This window comes from Waltera intestinalis (genome assembly GCF_009695995.1).
Taxonomy (GTDB): domain Bacteria; phylum Bacillota; class Clostridia; order Lachnospirales; family Lachnospiraceae; genus Acetatifactor; species Acetatifactor intestinalis.
Genome location: NZ_VUMU01000006.1, coordinates 63,353 through 85,107 on the forward strand (window position 1 = coordinate 63,353; position 21,755 = coordinate 85,107).

The 21,755-nt window shown below is 47.9% G+C and carries 18 protein-coding genes and 2 tRNA genes; 1 reads left to right on the forward strand and 19 read right to left on the reverse strand.

The features are described from left to right. Positions 1–36 precede the first annotated feature (36 nt). A complete protein-coding gene (locus FYJ59_RS06815; protein ID WP_154496078.1) occupies positions 37–1,443 on the forward strand; it encodes a tyrosine-type recombinase/integrase in 1,407 nt (468 codons plus the stop codon). Between the two features lie 24 nt (positions 1,444–1,467). Here FYJ59_RS06815 and FYJ59_RS06820 read toward each other — a convergent pair. The 19 genes from FYJ59_RS06820 to FYJ59_RS06910 form a co-directional block, all read right to left on the reverse strand. Next, positions 1,468–1,551 (reverse strand) — tRNA-Leu (locus FYJ59_RS06820). 219 nt (positions 1,552–1,770) lie between these two features. Continuing rightward, positions 1,771–1,852: transfer RNA gene (locus tag FYJ59_RS06825), tRNA-Tyr, on the reverse strand. A 139-nt stretch (positions 1,853–1,991) separates the two neighbouring features. Next, complete coding sequence (locus FYJ59_RS06830; protein ID WP_154496079.1) at positions 1,992–3,881, reverse strand: glycosyltransferase family 39 protein; 1,890 nt, start codon at positions 3,879–3,881, stop codon at positions 1,992–1,994. A 45-nt stretch (positions 3,882–3,926) separates the two neighbouring features. Further along, positions 3,927–6,029 carry a glycoside hydrolase family 13 protein gene (locus FYJ59_RS06835; protein ID WP_154496080.1) on the reverse strand — a complete coding sequence of 701 codons (2,103 nt, stop codon included), beginning with the start codon at positions 6,027–6,029 and terminating at the stop codon, positions 3,927–3,929. 379 nt (positions 6,030–6,408) lie between these two features. Further along, on the reverse strand, positions 6,409–8,220 hold the full coding sequence (ftsH, locus tag FYJ59_RS06840; RefSeq protein WP_331464290.1) for an ATP-dependent zinc metalloprotease FtsH: 1,812 nt from the start codon (positions 8,218–8,220) through the stop codon (positions 6,409–6,411). A gap of 24 nt (positions 8,221–8,244) precedes the next feature. Beyond that, positions 8,245–8,769 (reverse strand): hypoxanthine phosphoribosyltransferase, encoded by a 525-nt coding sequence (gene hpt / locus FYJ59_RS06845; protein ID WP_022153439.1) that lies wholly within the window; start codon positions 8,767–8,769, stop codon positions 8,245–8,247. 20 nt (positions 8,770–8,789) lie between these two features. After that, on the reverse strand, positions 8,790–10,247 hold the full coding sequence (gene tilS, locus FYJ59_RS06850) for a tRNA lysidine(34) synthetase TilS (RefSeq protein ID WP_205839477.1): 1,458 nt from the start codon (positions 10,245–10,247) through the stop codon (positions 8,790–8,792). Positions 10,248–10,347: 100 nt separating this feature from the next. Then, positions 10,348–11,535, reverse strand: a complete 1,188-nt coding sequence (locus FYJ59_RS06855) for a SpoIIE family protein phosphatase (RefSeq protein WP_154496082.1) — start codon at positions 11,533–11,535, stop codon at positions 10,348–10,350. Between the two features lie 130 nt (positions 11,536–11,665). Then, on the reverse strand, positions 11,666–11,914 hold the full coding sequence (locus FYJ59_RS06860; protein ID WP_408646193.1) for a septum formation initiator family protein: 249 nt from the start codon (positions 11,912–11,914) through the stop codon (positions 11,666–11,668). After that, positions 11,835–12,383 carry a spore cortex biosynthesis protein YabQ gene (gene yabQ, locus FYJ59_RS14500; protein WP_154496084.1) on the reverse strand — a complete coding sequence of 183 codons (549 nt, stop codon included), beginning with the start codon at positions 12,381–12,383 and terminating at the stop codon, positions 11,835–11,837. The genes FYJ59_RS06860 and yabQ overlap by 80 nt, the downstream gene beginning before the upstream one ends. Continuing rightward, entirely contained in the window at positions 12,383–12,670 is a 288-nt protein-coding gene (yabP, locus tag FYJ59_RS06870) for a sporulation protein YabP (protein ID WP_022153435.1), read from the reverse strand. Before yabP ends, yabQ begins: the two co-directional genes overlap by 1 nt. Before the next feature lie 90 nt (positions 12,671–12,760). Continuing rightward, positions 12,761–13,000, reverse strand: a complete 240-nt coding sequence (locus tag FYJ59_RS06875) for an RNA-binding S4 domain-containing protein (RefSeq protein ID WP_022153434.1) — start codon at positions 12,998–13,000, stop codon at positions 12,761–12,763. An 87-nt stretch (positions 13,001–13,087) separates the two neighbouring features. Then, positions 13,088–13,363, reverse strand: coding sequence for an HU family DNA-binding protein (locus tag FYJ59_RS06880; protein ID WP_022153433.1), 276 nt, complete (start codon positions 13,361–13,363; stop codon positions 13,088–13,090). A gap of 149 nt (positions 13,364–13,512) precedes the next feature. Then, positions 13,513–14,892, reverse strand: coding sequence for a PEGA domain-containing protein (locus FYJ59_RS06885; protein ID WP_154496085.1), 1,380 nt, complete (start codon positions 14,890–14,892; stop codon positions 13,513–13,515). A gap of 48 nt (positions 14,893–14,940) precedes the next feature. Continuing rightward, positions 14,941–15,939, reverse strand: a complete 999-nt coding sequence (locus tag FYJ59_RS06890; protein ID WP_154496086.1) for a phosphotransferase — start codon at positions 15,937–15,939, stop codon at positions 14,941–14,943. Between the two features lie 80 nt (positions 15,940–16,019). Next, a complete protein-coding gene (locus tag FYJ59_RS06895) occupies positions 16,020–17,366 on the reverse strand; it encodes a CCA tRNA nucleotidyltransferase (protein ID WP_328597217.1) in 1,347 nt (448 codons plus the stop codon). Positions 17,367–17,399: 33 nt separating this feature from the next. Then, positions 17,400–18,218, reverse strand: a complete 819-nt coding sequence (locus FYJ59_RS06900) for a Cof-type HAD-IIB family hydrolase (protein WP_154496088.1) — start codon at positions 18,216–18,218, stop codon at positions 17,400–17,402. Positions 18,219–18,313: 95 nt separating this feature from the next. Next, the gene (locus tag FYJ59_RS06905; protein WP_154496089.1) at positions 18,314–19,954 is read right to left on the reverse strand and encodes a peptidylprolyl isomerase; all 1,641 of its coding nucleotides are present in this window, start codon (positions 19,952–19,954) and stop codon (positions 18,314–18,316) included. Positions 19,955–20,029: 75 nt separating this feature from the next. Then, positions 20,030–21,703 (reverse strand): M3 family oligoendopeptidase, encoded by a 1,674-nt coding sequence (locus FYJ59_RS06910; RefSeq protein WP_154496090.1) that lies wholly within the window; start codon positions 21,701–21,703, stop codon positions 20,030–20,032. Between the last annotated feature and the right edge of the window lie 52 nt (positions 21,704–21,755).

Below are 21,755 nucleotides of genomic sequence, written 5' to 3' on the forward strand. Positions count from 1 at the left end.
CAGATGAGCTGAGACTACCAAAAGGAGGAAATATATATGGTAGCAGGTCATCTGAGGGAGCAAAACGGTATTTACCAGATTATTCTGAGTTATAAGGATGCAAATGGAAAGAGAAAGACAAAACAAATCTCTACCGGCCTGAAAATCAGAGGAAATGCAAGAAATGCCGAAAGAATGCTCCAACAAGCACGTCAAGAGTTTACACCGCCTGAAATGGCTGCTGAGCAAGGAAAGGAAGTGAATCCGGAAGAATTAAGTAGTTTAGATACTGATGTTGCTGCACATCAGTCAGATAATCGTAGTCTGAATGGTTTTTCTGAAACCACTATGGATAAACCCGATGTGAATTTTACTTCATCCAAGAATACGAACAAACAGGGAAATAAGAAAAAACGGGTAATTCCGCCCGTAAACCCTAATCTCATGCTAAAACCGGTCGATCAGATTTTATTTTGTGATTATATGCTGTTCTGGCTTAAATCCATGAGACATTCGGTAGATGAAGATACCTTCGCTGGCTATCAATGTGGCATTGAAAGTTCCATTTATCCTTATTTTTTGGAAAAAGGTTTTACTCTGTCAGATCTTGAGAAAAACCCACAGCTGATAAAGGATTATTACGATTATTTAATGGATACCAGAAAAGTATCTGCAAATACTGTAATCCACAGACACGCAAATATACGAAAGGCATTGCAGGAATTGTATATAGACGGAACCATAAACTGCAATCCCGCTGATCGTGTTAAAAAGCCTATTAAAGAAGTTTTTGTCGGCAGTATTTACAATGCTGAAGAGTTGGATCAGATGTTCCGGGTTTTTCGCGGAGATCCTCTCGAACAGATTGTTATTTTTGCAAGTTATTATGGGATGCGTAGAAGTGAGATTATTGGTTTGAAATGGAAGAACATTGATTTTGTCCGTAAAACAATCAGCGTAAAGCACGTCGTCGTTGAGTCCTGCATTGATGGCAAGCTGAAAATGATAAAGAAGGACAAACCGAAAACCAAATCCAGTAACAGGTCTTTACCTCTGGTACCTCAGTTGGAAGAGCTACTTGTTAAGCTGCTGCGTAATCAGCAGCATAATGCTAAACTGTTTGGTGATTCCTATAACAAGGAGTTCAGAGAATATATCAATGTAGATCCTATGGGGAATTTAATTAAGCCGAATTTTGTCACACAGCACTTTAGGCTTATCTGTGACAAGAATGAGCTGAAGCATATCAGATTCCATGATTTACGCCATAGCTGTGCTACGCTTTTATATGACAGCGGTATAGACATGAAAGCAATTCAGGAATGGCTGGGACACAGTAATATTTCCACCACCATGAATATCTATGCTCATCTGAACTATAAGAACAAGGTTATATCTGCAAATGCGATAGCCGGAATTATACCAAATTACAAAGAAAAAGAACCCCGAGCAGCAGCAAACTAACCGGGATTCTTCCTCATGCCATACTGCTGGTGGCCGGACTTGAACCGGCACGGAGTTGCCCCCGAGGGATTTTAAGTCCCTTGCGTCTGCCTATTCCGCCACACCAGCATGGTGTGTATATACATCAATCGGAGGGGTTTTCCCTGATATTTGGAGGGATATTTCCGATGGATGAACAAATTAAAATTATTTGATTTTCTGGAAACCCAGTAAAATCAGGGGTTTGCACGATATTGTGTGGAATATACGTGTGGGATTTTAAGTCCCTTGCGTCTGCCTATTCCGCCACACCAGCGGACGCATCACACATTTTATTAAATGTGCAACTGGATGGAGGTGGATTCGAACCACCGAAGCAATTTGCAGCAGATTTACAGTCTGTCCCCTTTGGCCACTCGGGAATCCATCCATGTCAGGCAAAGTGCCCTAACAATGTGAAATTTTAGCATATGTTCACACAAATTGCAAGATATTTTTTCTTATTTTAGTGTAAAAGTTCAGCCATAGGATGACAGAAGCGACAATTGGGTAATCGCACTCAAAGCGTGCTAGCGCGACTTTGCGAATGGCGCAGGCTGAACTGCTTCAATATAATACAGATAAAACGGATACTGCGCCAGCTGCATCTGCCCGTGATCGGTCACCTGATACCCTTTCTGCTGCAGTTCTGCGAAAGAGTCATCACTCATGGCATCCGGTGTAAAGTACCAGAATCTATCGGATTCTGCCTGGTTGTAATCGCCGTTTACGATCTCATTATCGGGGTAATAATAATACAGTACTGTCCATCCCAAATGTTTCACCCCGTTGGTGACCATCTGCACATCCTCTTCGGGCGTGCCGATCAGATCCAGGGTCTTGTCAGTCTCTACCTTCTGCTGTTCATAACTGCCATAAGATTCCCGGTAATTCTGTATTCCCATGCCAAACATTACAAGCAGTAACAGCACAAGCAGCAATCGTGCTAACAGCCCCAAGCCCTTCCAGGACCGGTTCTCCAGCTCCGCAACCAGTTCCAGCACCCGGCTGCTGCCGATGACCAGCATCATGATCGCCACTGCACTTAACGGATACAGATATCTCTGCGCCAGCATCGGTGCCATTACAACACTCAGCAGATACGCAAATACCAGCGTTCCCAGGATTGTGCAGGCACCTACCACCATGGCGTAAGTTTTGTCAGACCATTTTTTCACTGACGGCTTCTGCAGACGAATACTCTCTTCTCCCATGGAAAACAGGGACGAATCCGCCACCAGCGTCACTATCAGCAGTACTAACAGCAACGGAAATACAATTACATTCATCCGTCTGCCGCCCATGACGATCTCCAGGCTCTTATCCAGCCCGAGGATCTCCGTCATCCACCAGCCTCTGCTGACATTTTTCAATCCCGCATAGAAAAAATACAGCCAGGGAGCATAGCCGATCAAAAATGCCACGATTGCCAATACACCTTTTGTCCAGGTCTTACCGCGGTATTTGATCCACACTGCCACTCCGGTGAAAAACATCATAATGCCCACGGCTACCAGAGCATAATAGTGAGAATATGCCGCGCCCAGTGCCCACAATACCATTCCGGTCCAGGTCTTCCTGGTGCCATCCGCTATTACACGGTAAGAACAGTAAAAGCAACCCATTACACACAAAAAGGCAAGTGCATACATACGAACTTCCAGATTATATTCCAGGCACGCCTGTCCCAGACCCGATATCATCACGAAAAATGTGGTCGGGAGCATACCGAAATGTTTCCGTATCACTGTCAGTGCCAGCACGATACCAATGGCAAACGGTACCAATGAAGCCAGATGGAATACCGGAACGCTGAATCCGAACAGGGTTCCAAACAGTTTCAGCCAGTAATAATACAGCGGCGGATGATTATCCCAGTAATACAGCACCTGCAAGATACCACCGACGCTCTTATGTGCAGTATTTGCAGAAAAAGCTTCATCTCCCCACAGCACCCGGTCGGACATCATGCTGAAATTGAGACAGATCACCAACACACTGAATGCCAGTACCACGACCGGTCCTATGTATCTGTATACAATGTTCCATCCTTTGCTACCGGCGATTTTAGTCATAACACTGTGAATCTTCTCATGTTTACCGGCTTTCGCCTCTTCCACGAACAGTTCACAAATGGCATATGCCAGCATGATGCAGATTTCCAGGATCAGCACTTTGACTGCATATTCCCGGGATTCTACGAGTTTTCGCAAAATTGTATTGTCGTCATTGCCGGTCAGGGAAAGCAATACCCACGGCACAAAAAGCATGATCATCAGACAGGTTGCATAACGAAGAACATACGCTCCCTTACTTCCGGTCACCGTCTTCCCGGTACTCCCATTATTTTTCAAAACATATTGCCGCCAGATCCCTAAGGATACCAGCGGCAACAGCAGGGTTATGATGATGGTAAACATCTGAAATCCTCTCTGTCTTTGGTAAATTATATCTTTTTCTACACGTTATTCCTGCACATATTTCAGGATCGTTGCGGAAGTCTGGGGCATCTCGATCAGGATCTTCCCTGCCTTGATCTCATACTCCGCGCCTTCCATGCAATATCCGTCATCTCTGGATTGCAGGATCACTTTCATCTTACCTGTCTTAGGAACCCCGATCTCCCATACATGGATCTCCTTGGTGATGGGATGATTGTTATTGTTGATCAGGATCGCACACTGTCCCTTGCGGTTAAAGCGCCCGTAGGAGATGAAGTTATAATCATTCTCCAGCATTTTCAGGGAACCGGTACGCAGTTCCTCGTTTTCACGGCGCAGGCGGATAATATCCTTGTGAAACGACAACAGCACCTGATCCTCATGTCCCCAGGGATAGGTTCTCCGGTTATCGGGATCCGTGAATCCGCAGACACCGGCTTCATCTCCGTAGTAGATCGTCGGTGCGCCCGTCCAGGTCATCTGGATCACAACGCCCTCCCTGAACACTGCCTTATTGATGCCCTGCTCCGCAGCCTGAGGGCCTAAAGTATTGGTACGTCCCACCTTATGGTTCGTTCTTGTCAGGAAACGGGAATGATCATGGTTGGACAGTTCATTCATAGCCACCTGCCAGCTGGGCATGGAAAAACTGGAGGTATGATGCCGCATGGCTCCCCAGAAGCTCTCTGCATTACCGAGCAGGTCCTCTCTGTAGTCATCGCTGTGCTTCTCCATACCGGTGAGGAACCAGGTCACAGGCTCCATGAACGCATCGTAGTTCATGACAGTATCCCATTCGTTGCCCTGCAGCCAGTCTCTGGTATTGCCGTAATGCTCTGCCAGAATGATCGCCTCCGGATTGGCCTCTTTTACCGCTTTCCGGAATTCCTGCCAGAAATGGTGATTGAACTCCTGGCTGTGACCTAAGTCTGCCGCCACATCCAGTCTCCAGCCGTCCACATTATAGGGCGGAGATACCCATTTTTTTGCAACATGAAGAACATAATCCATCAGTTCCTGAGAACCTTCGTAATTCAGCTTCGGCAGGGTATCATGTCCCCACCATCCGTCATAAGAATTGTTATAAGGCCATGCTGCCTGATTATGGAAATCAAAATAATTCCGGTAAGGGCTGTCTGCGCTGACATAAGCACCCTTGTCATAGCCTTCCGCATTCTCGTAAATACGTTCTCTGTCCATCCATTTATTAAAGGATCCGCAGTGGTTGAACACACCGTCCAATATGACTCTCATGCCTCTGCGATGCGCCTCTGCCACTACCTGGGCAAACATCTCGTTGCTCGCCTCTAAGTTCGCCTTATTGGTCACGCGATCGATATAGCGGGAAGCGAAACGGTTCTCCCGCTGTCCATCCGGAAGCAGCTCTCCCTCATCACTGACGATCTTACCCAGATGGGGATCAATATAATCATAGTCCTGAATATCGTATTTATGGTTGGACGGGGATACGAACAGAGGGTTAAAATAAATTACCTCAACGCCCAGCTCCTGCAGGTAGTCCATCTTGTCCAATACGCCCTGCAGGTCTCCTCCGTAGAACTCACGGACATCCATCTGTGCAGGATACCGTCCCCAGTCCTCTACACGGTGCACCGGCTCCCCGATATAGCAGTATTCATTGGTCAGCACATCATTGGAAGGATCGCCATTACAGAAACGATCGGTATAGATCTGGTACATTACCGCACCTTTTGCCCATTCGGGAGTATGGAAGCCGGGAATGATGATAAAGTCATAATACTCGTTGACCTCCTGCACCAATCCTCTCATATCGAAGATACCTGTGATCCTGCCGGTCTGTACCTCAAAGTAGTAGGATACCTTCTGATCATCCAGACGCATCACATAAGCATAGTAATCAAAATCATTATTGCTCTCCACTCGTACCATGAGATGCTTCTGTCCACCGCTTACGAGGAATATTCTGTCCACGTTGTTCCTGGCGGTACGGAAACGGATCGTCACCTCGGAATATGGTTCCGGCTCTTCCGGGATCACATACTCCGCACTTGTATCCGTAAAAAGAGCTCTTCTATTAAATACGGGTCTCATGGCAGCAATATACTGCTGATTATATTCTGTTCGGCGTAATAGCTCCAGATCCATAGTATCTATCCTTTCTGAGACTAATGTCTTACTATCTATATTATGCTCCTGCTATTCTTACCTGTGCAGCACACACATATGTAATTATACCCTTTTTCCCTACATCTGACAACAGCCTGACTTGTTTTTGAACGGTAAAAAGGACAGTCTTGGGAGGACTGTCCTTTTTAGAGAAGGTATTTCTTTCTTATGGGGTATAGCAAAAAACTATATAATGTATTGGGGGGGTTACAAGTAGTATAATAGCATGCACTACTAGTTTTGACTATTCTCAAAATTCACAAATATTACAAAAATGCATATTTGTTTTTGTTTATTTTTCACAAAAGCAGTTTGTACAATACTACCAAATCTACGAAACACCCTCGAAAACCTTTTCCTATACGAAAAGTGCTTCAAACTCTTCTCTGTTGATCTTTTCCTTTTCTAACAGAAGCTTAGCACAACTGTGAAGTACCTTCTCATGCTGCATAATAATGTCTTTTGCCTTGGTATAGCAGTCATCTATGATGCGCTTGACTTCCTTATCGATCTCACCGGAAATCTCCTCACTGTGAGCCTTGGCATGTGCCAGATCCTTACCGATGAAGACTTCATCATCGTCATCGTCATAGCAGATGACACCGATATTATCAGACATTCCGTAACGGGTTACCATACGGCGGGCTGTCTTGGTGGCTTTCTTAATATCACTGGATGCTCCGGTAGTAATATCTCCGAAGATGATCTCCTCTGCGATACGTCCGCCCAAAGATACCATGATATCCTGGAGCATACGGCTCTTGGTGGCGAACATCTCATCCTTTTCCGGCAGAGGCATGGTGTAACCGGCGGCTCCTACGCCGGTAGGTATAATGGAGACGGTGTAAACAGGTCCCACATCCGGCAGCACATGAAACAGGATCGCATGACCTGCTTCGTGATATGCCGTAATCTTCTTCTCCTTGTCGGAAATAATGCGGCTCTTCTTCTCCGCACCGATTCCTACTTTGACAAACGCCCTCTTAACATCTTTATTCGCGATAAAGGAGCGATTCTCCTTCGCTGCGATGATCGCTGCTTCGTTCAACAAGTTCTCCAGATCCGCTCCGGTAAATCCTGCGGTAGTCTGTGCAAGCTGCTGTAGATTTACATCATCTCCCAGGGGTTTATTCTTCGCATGTACCTTCAGTATTTCTTCTCTGCCACCTACATCCGGAGTCCCTACCGCTACCTTACGGTCAAATCGTCCGGGACGCAGGATCGCGGGATCGAGAATATCCACACGGTTCGTAGCTGCCATGACGATAATGCCTTCGTTGACACCGAAACCGTCCATCTCTACCAGTAACTGGTTCAGGGTCTGCTCTCTCTCATCGTGTCCGCCGCCCATACCGGTACCACGGCGTCTTGCCACGGCATCGATCTCATCAATGAACACGATACAGGGCGCATTGTGCTTCGCCTCTTCAAACAGATCGCGCACACGGGATGCGCCGACACCGACGAACATTTCCACGAAATCAGATCCGGAGATGCTGAAAAAAGGTACTCCGGCTTCGCCTGCCACGGCTTTCGCCAGCAGAGTCTTACCGGTTCCGGGAGGTCCCTCCAACAGAACACCCTTGGGAATCCTCGCACCGACACCGGTGTATTTTCCGGGTTCTTTCAGAAAATCAACGATTTCCTCCAGTTCCTCTTTTTCCTCCTTCAGACCGGCTACCTGTGCAAAGGTGACGCTCTTGTCACCTATGGACATTTTGGCCCGGCTCTTGCCAAAGTTCATCATTTTACCGTTACCGCCACCGGCCTGCTGGGCATTCATCATCATGAAAAGGAATACACCTACAGCCAGTACTACCAGCATTGGCAGCATATAAGTAAGAAACCAGTTCTCTCTCTCAATGTCATTCACTACGGGATCAAATCCGTACTCGCGGACCAATGTCTCCAGCTCGGTGATATCCGTAGCATACAGCTTATGATTCAGTCCGTTCTTCATCTGGATCTCCAGATAGCCGGTAGGAGCTTCTCCATTCGGCTGTATTACGATCTCAGATACATTTCCGGCATCCAGATCCGCGATAAATTCTGCTCTGGTATATTCCTCTTCCCGACTGCTCAACAGATTGAGCCCTACGATCACCATGACCAGAAGTATGATAAATATAAAATATGAGTTAATTGTTCTGCCGTTTTGTTTCAACTTCACGGGCCTCCTGCATCTTCGTATTGCTTAATCGAATTCTACCACACCGATGTAAGGCAGATTACGATATCTCTGATCATAATCCAGACCGTAGCCCACTACAAATTCATCGGGAATATTAAATCCGGTATAATCTACATGAACATCGATGACTCTTCTCTCCGGCTTGTCCAACAGAGTGCACAGACGTAAAGAAGCCGGTCCTCTGTCACGAAGCATCTCTAACAGATAACTTAAGGTTCTTCCACTATCTACGATATCCTCTACTACGATAACATCCTTATCCTTTAGGGATTCATCCAGGTCTTTTACGATCTTCACCACACCGCTGGATTTGGTGTCGCTGCCATAGCTGGATACAGACATGAAATCCAGAGATACGGGAACGGTGATACGCTTTGCCAGCTCACACATGAAGAAGCTGCCGCCCTTCAGTACACATACAAGGTGTACCTGCTTACCTGCATAGTCCTTACTGATCTGTTCTCCGATCTCCTGAATTCTCTTATCTACTTCCTCTTCTGTCAACAGTACTCTGATATGTTCTGCCATTTTCTTTTGTCTCTTCGCTCTTAGGCGAACTCCTTTCTTATTAATTGTACCTTTAAAATACGTTTTGTATTCTCCGTTACTTTATAATATTCGCTGATGCGGTATCCCATGACCCACAGCACGTGATCATCTTCTGCCAGGATCGGCAGTCTGTCGCGCTCCTTGCGAGGAATTTTCTGATCGACAAAAAAGCTTTTTAATGATTTACGGATCATTCCGCCTCTGCCGTCTGCAATGGTCAGATAGTCCCCTGTCTGCCGTGTTCGTATCATCGGACATTTTTTTATTTTATCATAATCAAACGATTTCGTATACTGATTTGTGGGAACTTCTTGGTTTTTTTCAAGTCCATGGGACGCTTCCCATACGGAATATTCCAGAGTTCCCAGCGCGCACTCCACTGTTTTCTTCTGTCCCGGAATCATATCCGGATCCCGCTGCTGCCAGAGCGGTGTCGCAACAGCAGTCTGATCGTCGCTGTCCGCAGCTTTCGTTGTCTGCGTCGTCTGTATTGTCAGGATGACCTGTTCATATTGCCGCCTGCCGCGGATTCCGAAGGGAAGGCAGATCGTCCGGTTTCCTTCCTGCGTAAACAATGTCAGAAGTTCCGCAATATGCTGATAGGTGATGTCTTTCTGCCCGGGAGAAAGTCTTTTTACCTCTTCATACAAAAGTCTTTTACGGATCACAGGATGTAGCGTCAGAAAAGGTTCCACCGCGATATGCTCCTCTTGTGCCTGACTGCTCACATCCGGCTGCAGCGCACTGCCCGGAGCCTTTATGCTCCGTATGCATCTGTTCACTGCCTCCGCCGTCTGCAGCTCCAGATATTCCTCCGTCTCCGCCAGCAGCTCCGCTGTCTGGTTCATATGCACCACACAGCCCCGCGCAATGTTTTGCTCCGCATAGGGTAAAATATGATGCCGTATCCGGTTCCTGGTATAATCGTCCTCATCGTTGGTAGCATCCTTACAGTAGAAAATTCCCTGTTGTGTTAAAAAGTCCTCGATTTCCCATCTCTCCAGGCACAGGATCGGCCGTATGATCCGACCTCTCACCGGGAGGATGCTTGCCAGTCCCCGGATGCCGCTGCCCCGGAACAGATGAAACAGCTGCGTCTCGCTGCGGTCATTGCTGTTATGCGCTACCGCGATCTTCGTGGCTCCCCATTCCTCCGCAGCTTTGTCAAAAGCTTCATATCTTGTTCTGCGGCCGGCTTCCTCTTCGGAACATTTTTCCAGAATTGACCGCTGCCGTACATCGGCTTCCGTCAGGAAAAACGGGATTTTATGTTCTCCACACAATTTTTCCACATACCGGGCATCCTCACCGGCTTCCGGCCGGATCCCGTGATTGACATGGACCACCGCAATGTCCAGCGGGAATTCTCTCCTCCATTCCAATAACAAAAATAAGAGGCAAACCGAGTCTGCCCCTCCGGAAACCCCGGCCACCACACGGTCACCGGGTTGCAGCATTTGATGCTCTTTTATATATGCAAATACTTTTTCTCGTGTATCCATCCATGTATTCATGATTTTACTCTATCCTAATTATGCGAAAAAATCAAGGCAGCAATCACGCATTCTCCCACAAGCACAGCACAAACACCGTCATATCATCCCGGATCCTGCCCCCACAGCTGCATATGGCATAAGAAAGTATCTTCTCTGCGATCTCCTGCGGATTCTGTTCTTCTAATGTCTCTATCATATCCCGCATCCGCTCCTCGCAATCATCCTCCAGTGCATCCAGCACACCGTCCGTCATCATGATCAGCAGATCGCCCGCTGCCAGCTGCCGCACCCGGACTTCCGTCTGCGCTTTCTGAAAAATCCCCAGCGGCAGACTTTCTCCTCCGATACACTCTGTTCTGCCGCTTTCTTTCAGAAAAGTGGCCGCACCTCCGACTTTGCAGATCTCGCACTCTCCGCTGTACAGATCCAGGCTGCAGATATCCACCGTCGGATGATCTTCCTCCTCATTCTGCGCATACAATGCGGAGTTCAGCATATTTACGGATTCTTCGGTGTCAAATCCCGCCTCCAGCATTTTTTCCATGAGATCCAATACTCTGCCGCTGCCCCGGCTGGCATCTTCTCCCGCACCGGTTCCGTCGGATAACAGCAATAACAGTCTTCCTTTTTCCGATTCCAGCATGGCATACTGATCCCCGGATATTTTCTCTCCCTCTTTTACTGCCCGGCTCACTCCGGTAAGGGCCACATATTTCGGTTCTTCTGTAAACTGAAAACAGTGTGGTTCCCTCTCTATGAGATAGGGACTTCCCGGCGACGGCTGCAGATGCTTCCCCAAAAGTACGGTAAGCATATCTGCTGCCTGCGATGCCTTACAGCCGGATCTCTCCGTGGAAAGTATCATGCTGATACCGTTTGCGGCAGCACCTTTTTTTCGAATATAACATAACTCTGCTGCCGCAATCCCCTCACTATGCAATGCCTGGACGAGGTTTTTTCTTCGCTTTTCCTCTACCGGCCGGTAGCACATCTCTTCTCCGGCCACTTGTTCCATGATCCGTGCGACCGTCTGCAGATGATCCCCCATGACCTGCCTGCTCTGCTGCAGCAGGCATTTCTCCAGAATACTCTGTCTGTCATCTCCCACAATCCTCGCTTCGTCGTGAAAACTTCTCCCCAATTCCTCAAAACTCTCCGCATACCCCAACAGCTTCTGCCGGCACAGCATGGATACCTGTGCACATAACTTCTGTTCTGGATTTTTCTGTTCCCGTTTTCCTATCACCATGACTATTCCCCTTTCTGTCTTCACGATTATAGAGCCACTGTTTCTTTCTTTTTGTCAAATTCGGGGGAATGTTACCTTCATTTTTTGCGACAAAAAAAGCAGGTCCACTGTTGAGAATCAGTCTCCCTGCTTAATTGTCCTCTTTAAAAAGGATCTCACCTTCATACACCAGTCCCAGCTTATCCTTCGCCACTTCCTCCACATAAGCCTTGGTCTGCGTATACTTGCGATACTCCTCGATCTCTTCCGCTCTGGCGGTCTCCGCATCGATCTGCGCGTTCAGGCTTGCGATCTGGGTATCATATCCTGCGATCTTCCGTTGTAATTCCACGCTTCGCACCGCAACGACTACCATGATCATCAATACGACCAGGCTCACCAGGAACAGGCTGAACCGGTTCTGATGTCTCCTGCGGTAGGCTACTCTTCTTTTTCCCCTTGCCATACGCGCATCTCCTTTCTATGAATATTTTAAGCATTTTCCGAAGTCTCGTCAACTTCTTTTTTACCCATCTTACGGATATCCGCAACGCCTTATGAATCGGGTTTAAGAGCATGTTGAGAAATCCGGAGACATATTTTACCAGGAGGGGACTTAGCGACCTGTGATACAGATACATTCCCAATACTGCCCCCAGCACGGCGAACCATCTCAGGTTCCCATTGCTCTCCCGGAACATCAGTAAAAACACTTTTCCCGCACAATAGATCCAGAAGGCAATATCCTCCAGTGACACCATGCCGTTGCCATGTACAAAAACCCTCCGCAGAATCCGCAGTATATCATACAGAAAAGTAATCTCTACTCCCAGGAGAAACGAATGCAGCAGAAAAACATTTTCATTCATTAACGGAACAGCCTGGCGAAAAATGACTCCTGCTTCTCCCCGGATGCTGCGGTATCCGAATATACGAAGCTGTCGATCCGGCCGTCAATGTCCACTTCCCCTTTATCCAGGGTCAGCCGATTCACATGCAGTTCATTTCCGCGGATCATCAGCATACCCTGTTCCGTCTCCAGCAGAATCTCCCGCAGATCAAAAGAAAGCACATCATTGACACCGTTCACCGTGCAGGTTCGTCTGTTGGTCATAATTATTTTATGCATACGCCCTGTTGTGTTTAAATCTTCCATATTTCCTCCCATCTGTGTCACATTGCAATTTATCATAACTATTCAAAGCTACAATTCATCTTATGGGAGTCATTGGAAATTTATACATATTTATACATAACGAAAGAGCTCTTTTGCTTCTTCTTTTTTCACTGTCTCCTGAACATCCAGCACTTCTACCTTTACTTCCTTGTTACCGAAAGAGATCGTGATGATATCTCCCTCTTTTACATTGGCAGATGCCTTTGCCGGTTTGTCGTTGATCAATACTCTGCCGCTGTCGCAGGCTTCGTTGGCCACAGTACGGCGTTTGATCAGGCGGGACACCTTTAAATATTTATCCAGTCTCATGGGTTTCCTCTCCTTCTGAAAACTATTTCTCATAACGAAAGAGACCCGAAAGGTTGTCCTCTCGAGTCTCTGAAAAATCAGCTTCTATTATGCGTTCAGCATATCCTTTAATGCTTTACCAGCCTTGAACTTAGGAGCCTTAGAAGCAGCGATCTTCATGGGCTTGCCGCTCTGAGGATTTCTGCCTTCTCTTGCTGCTCTGCTGGATACTTCGAAAGTACCGAAGCCAACTAACTGAACCTTACCATCCTTCTTTAACTCTTCAGCAACAACATCTGTGAAAGCCTTTAATGCCTTCTCTGCGTCCTTCTTGGAAAGACCAGCCTGATCAGCCATAGCTGCAACTAATTCTGTTTTGTTCATATTGAACTCCTCCTATAATGAGTTTTCGTGATTAAATTTACGCTCGAAAATAGTTCTTTTGAAACGTCTATAAATATATATATCTGTTTTTATCCCTTTTGTCAAGGCATTTCCGCATATTTACGACATTTCCTGTGCCTTTTCAAAGATTATTTTGAAGTTTGGGAGCTAACTGTCAGATCCACAAAAGAATACGATACATCCTTCTGTTCATCGTCCACCTGAACCGTATAACTCCTGGTCTCATATCCGGACTTCCGCAGTGTGATCACATGACTTCCCGATGTCTTTTTGAAGCTACAGGGTGAGATTCCCACATAGTTACCGTCCAGATATACTTCCACGTTTTCCGGTGCATCAATGTGTACCCGATAGTAGGTGGTTGTGGTGTCTGCCGTCGCGGAAGTACTGCCGGAAGCAGTACCGGTGGAAGAGCTGCCTGCAGACGACGAGCTTTCTGTACTTCCTGTGCTTTCCTCACTGTCGGAATCCACTTTATCTAATTGCACATCCACTCCGGCAGATTCCTGTCCTACCCGGAGATACTGTGTCAGAGATTTATAGCCGTCCGCTTTTGCTATGATCTGGTGGATTCCGTACTCCAGTGAGACCGGCTGGGAAGGATCCACCTGACTTCCGTCAATATACAGCTCCGCATCGGCCGGGCTCATGGAAAACAGCACCATACCGTACTTCGCCTCCGCAACCTCCAGATCTCCGATATCCAGGGTTGTCTCTTCGTTACGGTTGATCACTACATACTTCGTACCGCCTCCGCCGCTGCAGCTGATATCCACCTGATAACTGCCTTCCGGCACCGTCACCAGCATGTCCTCCGTGATCCTCACGATCTGTGTCTGTCCGATCTCCAGCCATCCACCCACGAAATTCTCATCATTGACCAGCCGGAGATATCCATGACCCTTTTCCACGACCACGCTGAGCACCGTACTGTCAATTCCATGGAATGTAAGAATATCGGATGGATTCAGATCGATCTCTTCTATACTGTGCCCCTGGGAAAAATACTGCGTGTCTTTGGACAGCTTATAGGTTTCTCCACCGATGCTTACCTCGTGCCTCACCGCATTCAACTCATAGCGCTCCACACTATCATACTGCCATGCCGTCTGTGCCAGCTGCATGGAGGTCAGGTGTTTTTGTGTCTTCAGAAAAGTCACATCCACAATATCACCCTCCTGCAACTGATCCAGCGAGATCGCCTTGCCGTATTTATCCCCGAAACGAGTGGTTCCATCCATGGATAGCGTATATCGCCTGCAGAGATCCAGATTCAGCAAAGTGACAGTTTTGTCAACTTCGTTAATATCCACCAGTACAGCAGTATCCGCAGAATCATAACTGTCCGGATTCGTCACCACGAATCCGGTATCCACACGCTCCGCTTCCGTCTGTGTCTGCGTCTCTGTATTTCCTTCCGTGGCAGCTTTCTGCCCGCAGCCAGTTATTGACAATATTGTCATAAGCCAAATGCATGCTACTGCTTTCATCAGATATCTTTTGTTCATGCTTTTGTCTCCTCTCCGGTACCTTAGTGTCTATCCGATCTTATGATCTTATGGTCTCAGAATCCGTAGGAATTTTTTTCGGGCGGTCTCCTGTTCCAGCAGCCGGTCCAGTTTTTCCTGATTTTTTTCCGGAATCCATGCTTTTCCCGAATTGTAATAGAAATTCACGATCTTCCATAATTTTTCGGGATAAGACAATCTGTAGAACAGATCCTGTCTCTCGAAAGGATTCAGCGGTCTGACGGATTCATAAGCTGCCAGCAGGGCTTCCCCCCGGTTACAGTCCCAATCACTTTTCTCCAACAGTTTACGCAGCAACAGATAAAGATCCCTTATGGGACCGTCTGCCTGACATTTTTCAAAATTCACCAGGAAAAATCCTCTGTCCTGGCGCAAAATATTGTGATATTGATAATCACCGTGGCAAAAGCAGAAGGTTTCTCCCTCTTCTACGTCATGTGAATTTTCTATCTTTTTCCATTCCTCACAGATCTGCCCGGCCTCTTCCAAAAAAGGATCCATCACGGCAGCCAGCCGGATCTCGAACCAGGTCTTCTGGCTCCGCTGTTTTAAGAATCTCCGGGCCCTCTTCAATTCTTTGTTATGCTTCTCATACTCTCGACTCGGAAGGAATCTACGGATGACCGGTGTGGGTATCCCTTCCATCTCGGGAAACGTGGGAATAAATTCCAGATCCTTGTGAAGTCCGGCCAGCAGGCGCATGGCTTCCATGCATTCTTCCCTGTCACGGATGTTACATTCTCTGCCTTCCCACCAGGTCTTCAGAATATATCTGACACCATCCCTGTCCATGACCGACAGTGCACCCTCTCTGGTGGCGAGAAGTCTCTCCGCAGAGATATTCCCACAAGCCTCCAGATGCTTAAGCACCTGTTCCTGCAGACGTAGCTGTTCCTCGCGTCCTGTATATTCCTTGAAGATCAGGCAGCCCTGCTGTGTATCGCACAGAATCGCCCCCCGCCCTTTTCGGGTACGCAATACCTCTATCTCATACTGCTCCAGCAGTGCCACCGCTCTGTCATTCACTTACAACCCCTCCTAAGATATGTACTTAACCGGTTTGACGGTTCCTACGCTATCTTATGAGAGATCTTATAAAAGTATGCTCACTCTTTGCCTGCTGCCAGTTCGCCCGCCTTTTCCAGCAGTTGTTCTCTGGTATTCTGCTCCGGGTGCTCTAAGACCAGTTCCAATAGCTTCTGCAGCATATCGCCCAACTCCCTGCCGGGCTTCATTCCCATAGCAATGAGATCTCTGCCGGTGACAGCCAGCGTTTTCAAGGATACGCACTGCTTTTTCTCCAGCATCTCTTCATATAACTGCTTCCAGAGCTCCAGGTTCTCCAGCTTCTCTGCCCGCAGATAATCGCTCTGTGCCAGGATATCCGCATGTCTCACCGGGAGCAATAGCGGGAAGATATCTTCCCCGATCTTGTTCACAGCTCTCCGCACGATCCGCAGGTCAGGTGTCACATCATTACCATAATCATGGTATCTTACCAGACGGGTCACCACTGCCACTGTATCATTATCAAATCTGAGTCTCCTAAGGATCCTGCGTGCCATCTCCTCACCCACTGCAGGATGTCCGTGAAAATGGGTGGTGCCGTCTTCATCCACGGTAAGTGTCTCAGGCTTGCCGATATCATGAAGCAGCATAGCATACCGCAGATTCTTCTCAGGTGCGATCTCTATGAGGGCATGTAAGGTATGCTCTCCCACGTTGTATTTATGGTGCTTATGCTTCTGAGGAGTCTCCATCATGGCATCGAATTCCGGCAGGATCACCTTCGTGACACCCATGTCATAAGCATCTCGCAAGGTGTCAGGATGAGGGGAGATCAGCAGCTTGGTCAATTCCATCTGGATCCGCTCCGCGCTGATCTTCTGCAAAGTCGGTGCCAGCTTCCGGATTGCCGCTTCGGTGTCCTCATGGATCTCGTAGCCTAACTGCGCAGAGAAACGGATAGCACGCATGATACGCAGGGCATCCTCTCCGAAACGTTCCTCCGGATTGCCCACACAGCGGATCAGTTTCGCCCCGATGTCCTCTAAGCCACCGAAGATATCGATCAGCCCCTCTGTTTCATTATATGCCATCGCATTGATGGTGAAATCGCGGCGTTTTAAATCCTCTTCCAGATTCGGGGTAAAAGTGACCTCCCTGGGATGTCGGCTGTCTTCGTATTTTCCATCCACACGGTAAGTGGTGACCTCGAAGCCCTCTTTGTCCAACATGACCGTCACGGTACCGTGCTGGATCCCGGTGTCGATGGTACGACGGAACAGCGCCTTCACCTGCTCCGGTCTCGCCGAAGTAGTAATGTCCCAGTCCTCCGGGCATCTGCCCAGGATGGAATCCCGCACGCAGCCGCCTACCACATAGGCTTCAAATCCTGCCGCCTGAATGGTTTCTATAATGTATTTCGCTTTCTCGGGTATCTGTATCTGAATCATACTTCCCTTTCATTCCTGTTCTTTGTCGCCTTAAGCTTCCGGTTTCATGATAAATTTATCGATGACCTCCACCAGCCCGTCCTCATCGTTAGTACCGGTGATGTAATCTGCAGCTTCCTTGACCGCCGGCTGGGCATTTCCCATTGCTACACCGGTCCCCGCATATTCGATCATGGAAATGTCGTTGTAGCCGTCACCGCAGCAGATCGCATTCTCTCTGGTCAGTCCCATACCCTCCAGCATGTGGTCGAGAGAAGTCGCTTTATTCACATCCTTGGGCATGATCTCAATAAAATAGGGCTCAGAACGGTAGATGCTTGCCACATCACTGTATTTTTCCTGCAGCTGTTTCTCCAGTTCGGGAGCAATCTCTTCCGGTGCCGTCATCAGACATTTGTTGATATCAAAATCTACATAGGATACAAAATCATCCACCATTTTAATGGGGATTCCGTTAATCCTCGCTTCTAACTGCACATATTTATCCGGCTCAAATGCGGAGATGACTCCCTCTCCCTGATAAGTGATCAGTCCGCAGCCATTCGCTTTGGCGAATTCATACAATCCGGGTACAATGGACAGGGGCAGTGTTCTCTGATAGACCACTTCTCCCGTTTTACATTCCACGATACGGGCCCCATTAAAGGACAGAAGATATCCACCGTATTTTTTCAACTCCAGTTCCTCTTCACATTTCCGCATACCGGGCGTGGGACGTCCGGAAGCCAGGATCACCTTGTGTCCATGCTGTAAAATATTCCAGATTCCCTGTTTTGTAGCTTCTGTAATCTCCTTTTTTGAATTGGTCAGTGTTCCGTCAATATCTAATACCAGAACCTTTTCCTGCATTTCTTTTCTCCTATAATCTAACAGTACCTGTCTCTTCTGCTTGCGCAGTGAAACAGGTACTTGTCTGTTGTCTATGTTCTGTTCCCCGGCAAGCCTTACTGTGCCTGTGTTGCGGTCTCTTCGGTAGCAGCGCTCTGTTCCTCGGTGATCTCCTGGGTCTCTGCTGTTGCAGTCTCAGTCTCAGCAGCTGCGGATTCCTCTGCCTGCACCTTCAGGTAATTCAGCTTACCCTTGGGATCCTCTACCGTTACATCTGCGGTAATATCCTGCATATGCTGACTCATTGTATCGGATACCAGCGTATTCTTGATGTTGATCTTCCACTCAGGCTGATCCTGTCCGATGTAGTAAAGTACATAGGTGCTGTCACTGACAGTGATGGCTACGGTATCTCCTGCCTGACGGCTGCTGTCGAAGATCCAGTTGCTCAGCTCCTCGGTCATACCGGTCTTGGTCACCTGCTCGAACAGACCGCCGTTCTCTACTGCGGAAGTATCCTGTGTATACTTCTTGCACAATTCTGCGAAGCTGTCCTCGGTAGCTGCACCGTTCTTCCACTCCTCCAGGATCTCTTCACCGGTCTTATCCTCGGTGGGAATGATCACACGTACATCTGCGGAAGGAGTCTCGTCCAAATATCTCTTCTCAAATGCCACGACATAGTAGCAATGGCTGTTGTCGTTAGTAATGACGGTGGTGTCTCCTGCCTTTCTGGCATCATCGAACAGCCAGTCGGAGATCAGGTAGTTCACAGAAGACTTCTTCTCATTCTCATGTGCTTCGCCGTCTTTTGCCACGGTCTGCTCCGCATCGTCAGCCAGTACCTTGGCATCTTCCATGGCCTTGGCGATCTCAGCATCGGAAGGCTGGTAAGCGGTATCCTGTGTGCTGTCAGTAGCTGCGGTTCCATCGGTGGTACCTGTGGTATCGGCAGCAGTCTCCTCTACGGGATCGGCCAGTTCGGTAGGCTCGGTGGGCAGATCAGCTTCGATCGTGGTCAGGCGGTAGTCTACGGAATCGTAGGTTGCCTTATTTTCCTCATAATAGCTCTGGATCTCATCATCACTGGGAGCATTATCCTCCTGCAGCTTCTGATAATAAGCGTTCATTACCATGTCGTTCTTCACATATTCTCCGATACGGCCCATGGTTGCATAGCTTCCGTAGATGGAACGTACATATTCTTTATCAGATACGCCTGCGGTTGCAGCGGAGGTTTTGATGGTCTCCTTGAAAGTATTGTACTCATCCGTGGTATCGTAGGTGAAGCCGGCTGCTTTGGCTTCTGCCATCAACGCCTTATTCTGCTTCAGGCTCTCTACTGCATTCTGCTCAAAATAATCCTGCCAGGTCAGAGTATCGGAATACATCTGGGTGGACAGATCCTTGCTGGTATCCAGTCCGAAATAGCTTAAATAACTTCCGTACTGTGTAATGTAGTTGTTCTTGGAGGTGTTGTAGACATAATCAAATTCTACCTTATTCACCTTTTCACCATTGATCACTACATAAGTCTCATGGGTTGCCAGATAGGTCCGGATCGGGAAAGATGCCACCAGGCATACCAAAGCAACGAGGAATACGATCCCGACTGCTGTACTGATGCGCTCTTCCTTTTTATCCTTTTCCTTCTCTTCTTTACGTTTCTGTACCTTACGGTCATATTTTGTCATGACCTTCTGTTCAGTTTGTTCTTTTTGTTCCTTATTTTCTGTAACTTTTTCATTCTTAGACATCGCTTACATGTCTCCTTCCTAGCGTCTTAAGTCCAATGACTCCTTATTTTACCGTATTTTAGCGGAAAAAGAAAGCTATTTCACATATTTTTCAAGTTTTTCCACGATATTTTTCACACAACCGGGTTCAAAAGGACTGTCCAGTCCGACTTCTTTGATCATATTGGTGTAAAAATCGCTGGCAGACAGCCTGCACAGCTTCAGATAACTCTTCCACGCCTCTGTAAAATCAGCATCCATCTTCACCTTGTACTGTAGTGCACAGGTCTGTGCCAGGCAGTAATCGATATAATACAGAGGGTAGTCGTAAATGTGCAGCTGCTTCTGCCAGAAGCCTCCCTGTCCGAAGAAAGGATCTCCCTCGTAGTCCAGGTGGGGTTTGTACTCCCGTTCCAGACGGCTCCATGCCTGCTTTCTCTCTGCCGGGGTCAACTCCGGATGCTCATAGACGATATGCTGGAACTCATCCACCATACAGCCGTAAGGGATAAATGCCGCCGCATCCTCCAGATGCATCTCCACATAATCCTGCGCTCTATCGCCGAAGAACAGGTTCATCCACTTTTCCGTGAAAAATTCCATGGACATGGAATGGATCTCTGCAGTCTCCATGCCGATATCCGCATGCTCTCTGATAGGATCCTGTGCAGCGAGATACCCTTGGAACGCATGACCACACTCATGCGTGATGACGTCCACATCACCGCTGGTACCGTTGAAGTTGGCGAAGATAAACGGAGCATGATAGAGGGGCAGATAGGTCATGTAACCGCCTGCCTTCTTCGTCTTGCGCCCCAGGACATCAAATAACTGATTCTCCATCATGAAATCAAAAAATTCCGCAGTCTCCGGGGACAGCTCACGGTACATCTTCTGTCCGGCTGCCATGATCTCTTCGGGGATTCCGGTGGGTGCCGGGTTGCCATCCTTAAAATATACCTGCTCGTCGATATAACTGAGCTTCTCCAGACCCAGACGCTGTCTTCTGCGGTCATGCAGTTTCTCTGCGAAGGGTACGAAATACTCCTTGATCTGCCTGCGGAAAGCCTCTACCTCGTCCTTGCCGTAGCAGTTGCGGTTCATCCGGTAATATCCCAGCTCCAGGTAATTTTCATAGCCCATTGCCCTTGCCTGCGCGGTACGGTTTTTCACCAGTTTGTCGTAAATGCTGTCCAGTTTTTCCTCATTTTCCAGGAAAAAGGCACTCATCTTCTCCCATGCCTGTCTGCGGACATCGCGGTCGGAATTCACCAGATAGGGCCGTAACAGGGACAGATTCAGTTCCCTGCCGTCGAAATCGATCTTCGCACCGGCGATGAGCTTGTCATACTCCATGGTCAGAGAGTTCTCCTCCTGCATCAGCGGGATCAATGTCTCACTCATGGACTTCTGTGCCAGCTCCATATTCTTGAACGCTACCGGACCGATCTTCTCCTCCAGATACGCTCTGTATGGGGATTCATATAATTTCTTCTGATAAGCCAGCACGAGATTACTAAATACCGGGCCCTGCTCATCATAGTATTTATGCTCTTCCTCGTAAAATTTATCGGAGGTATCGATATCAAAGCGGATATTCGCAATCGTCATCAGCGTCATGACACGGTCCGTCAGCGCATAATACTTCTTATGCACCTCGAACTGCTCCTCCCCGCTCTTCGCCGCCTCCAGCTCCCGGATCAGCTCTCCCATCTCCTCCTGCACTTTGGCAAAATCTATTCTCTCGTAAGGCATGTCCTGAAATCTCATAATTATAGTAACCCTCTCTTTCTGTGTCCTTAGGAATCTATACTGCTTATCT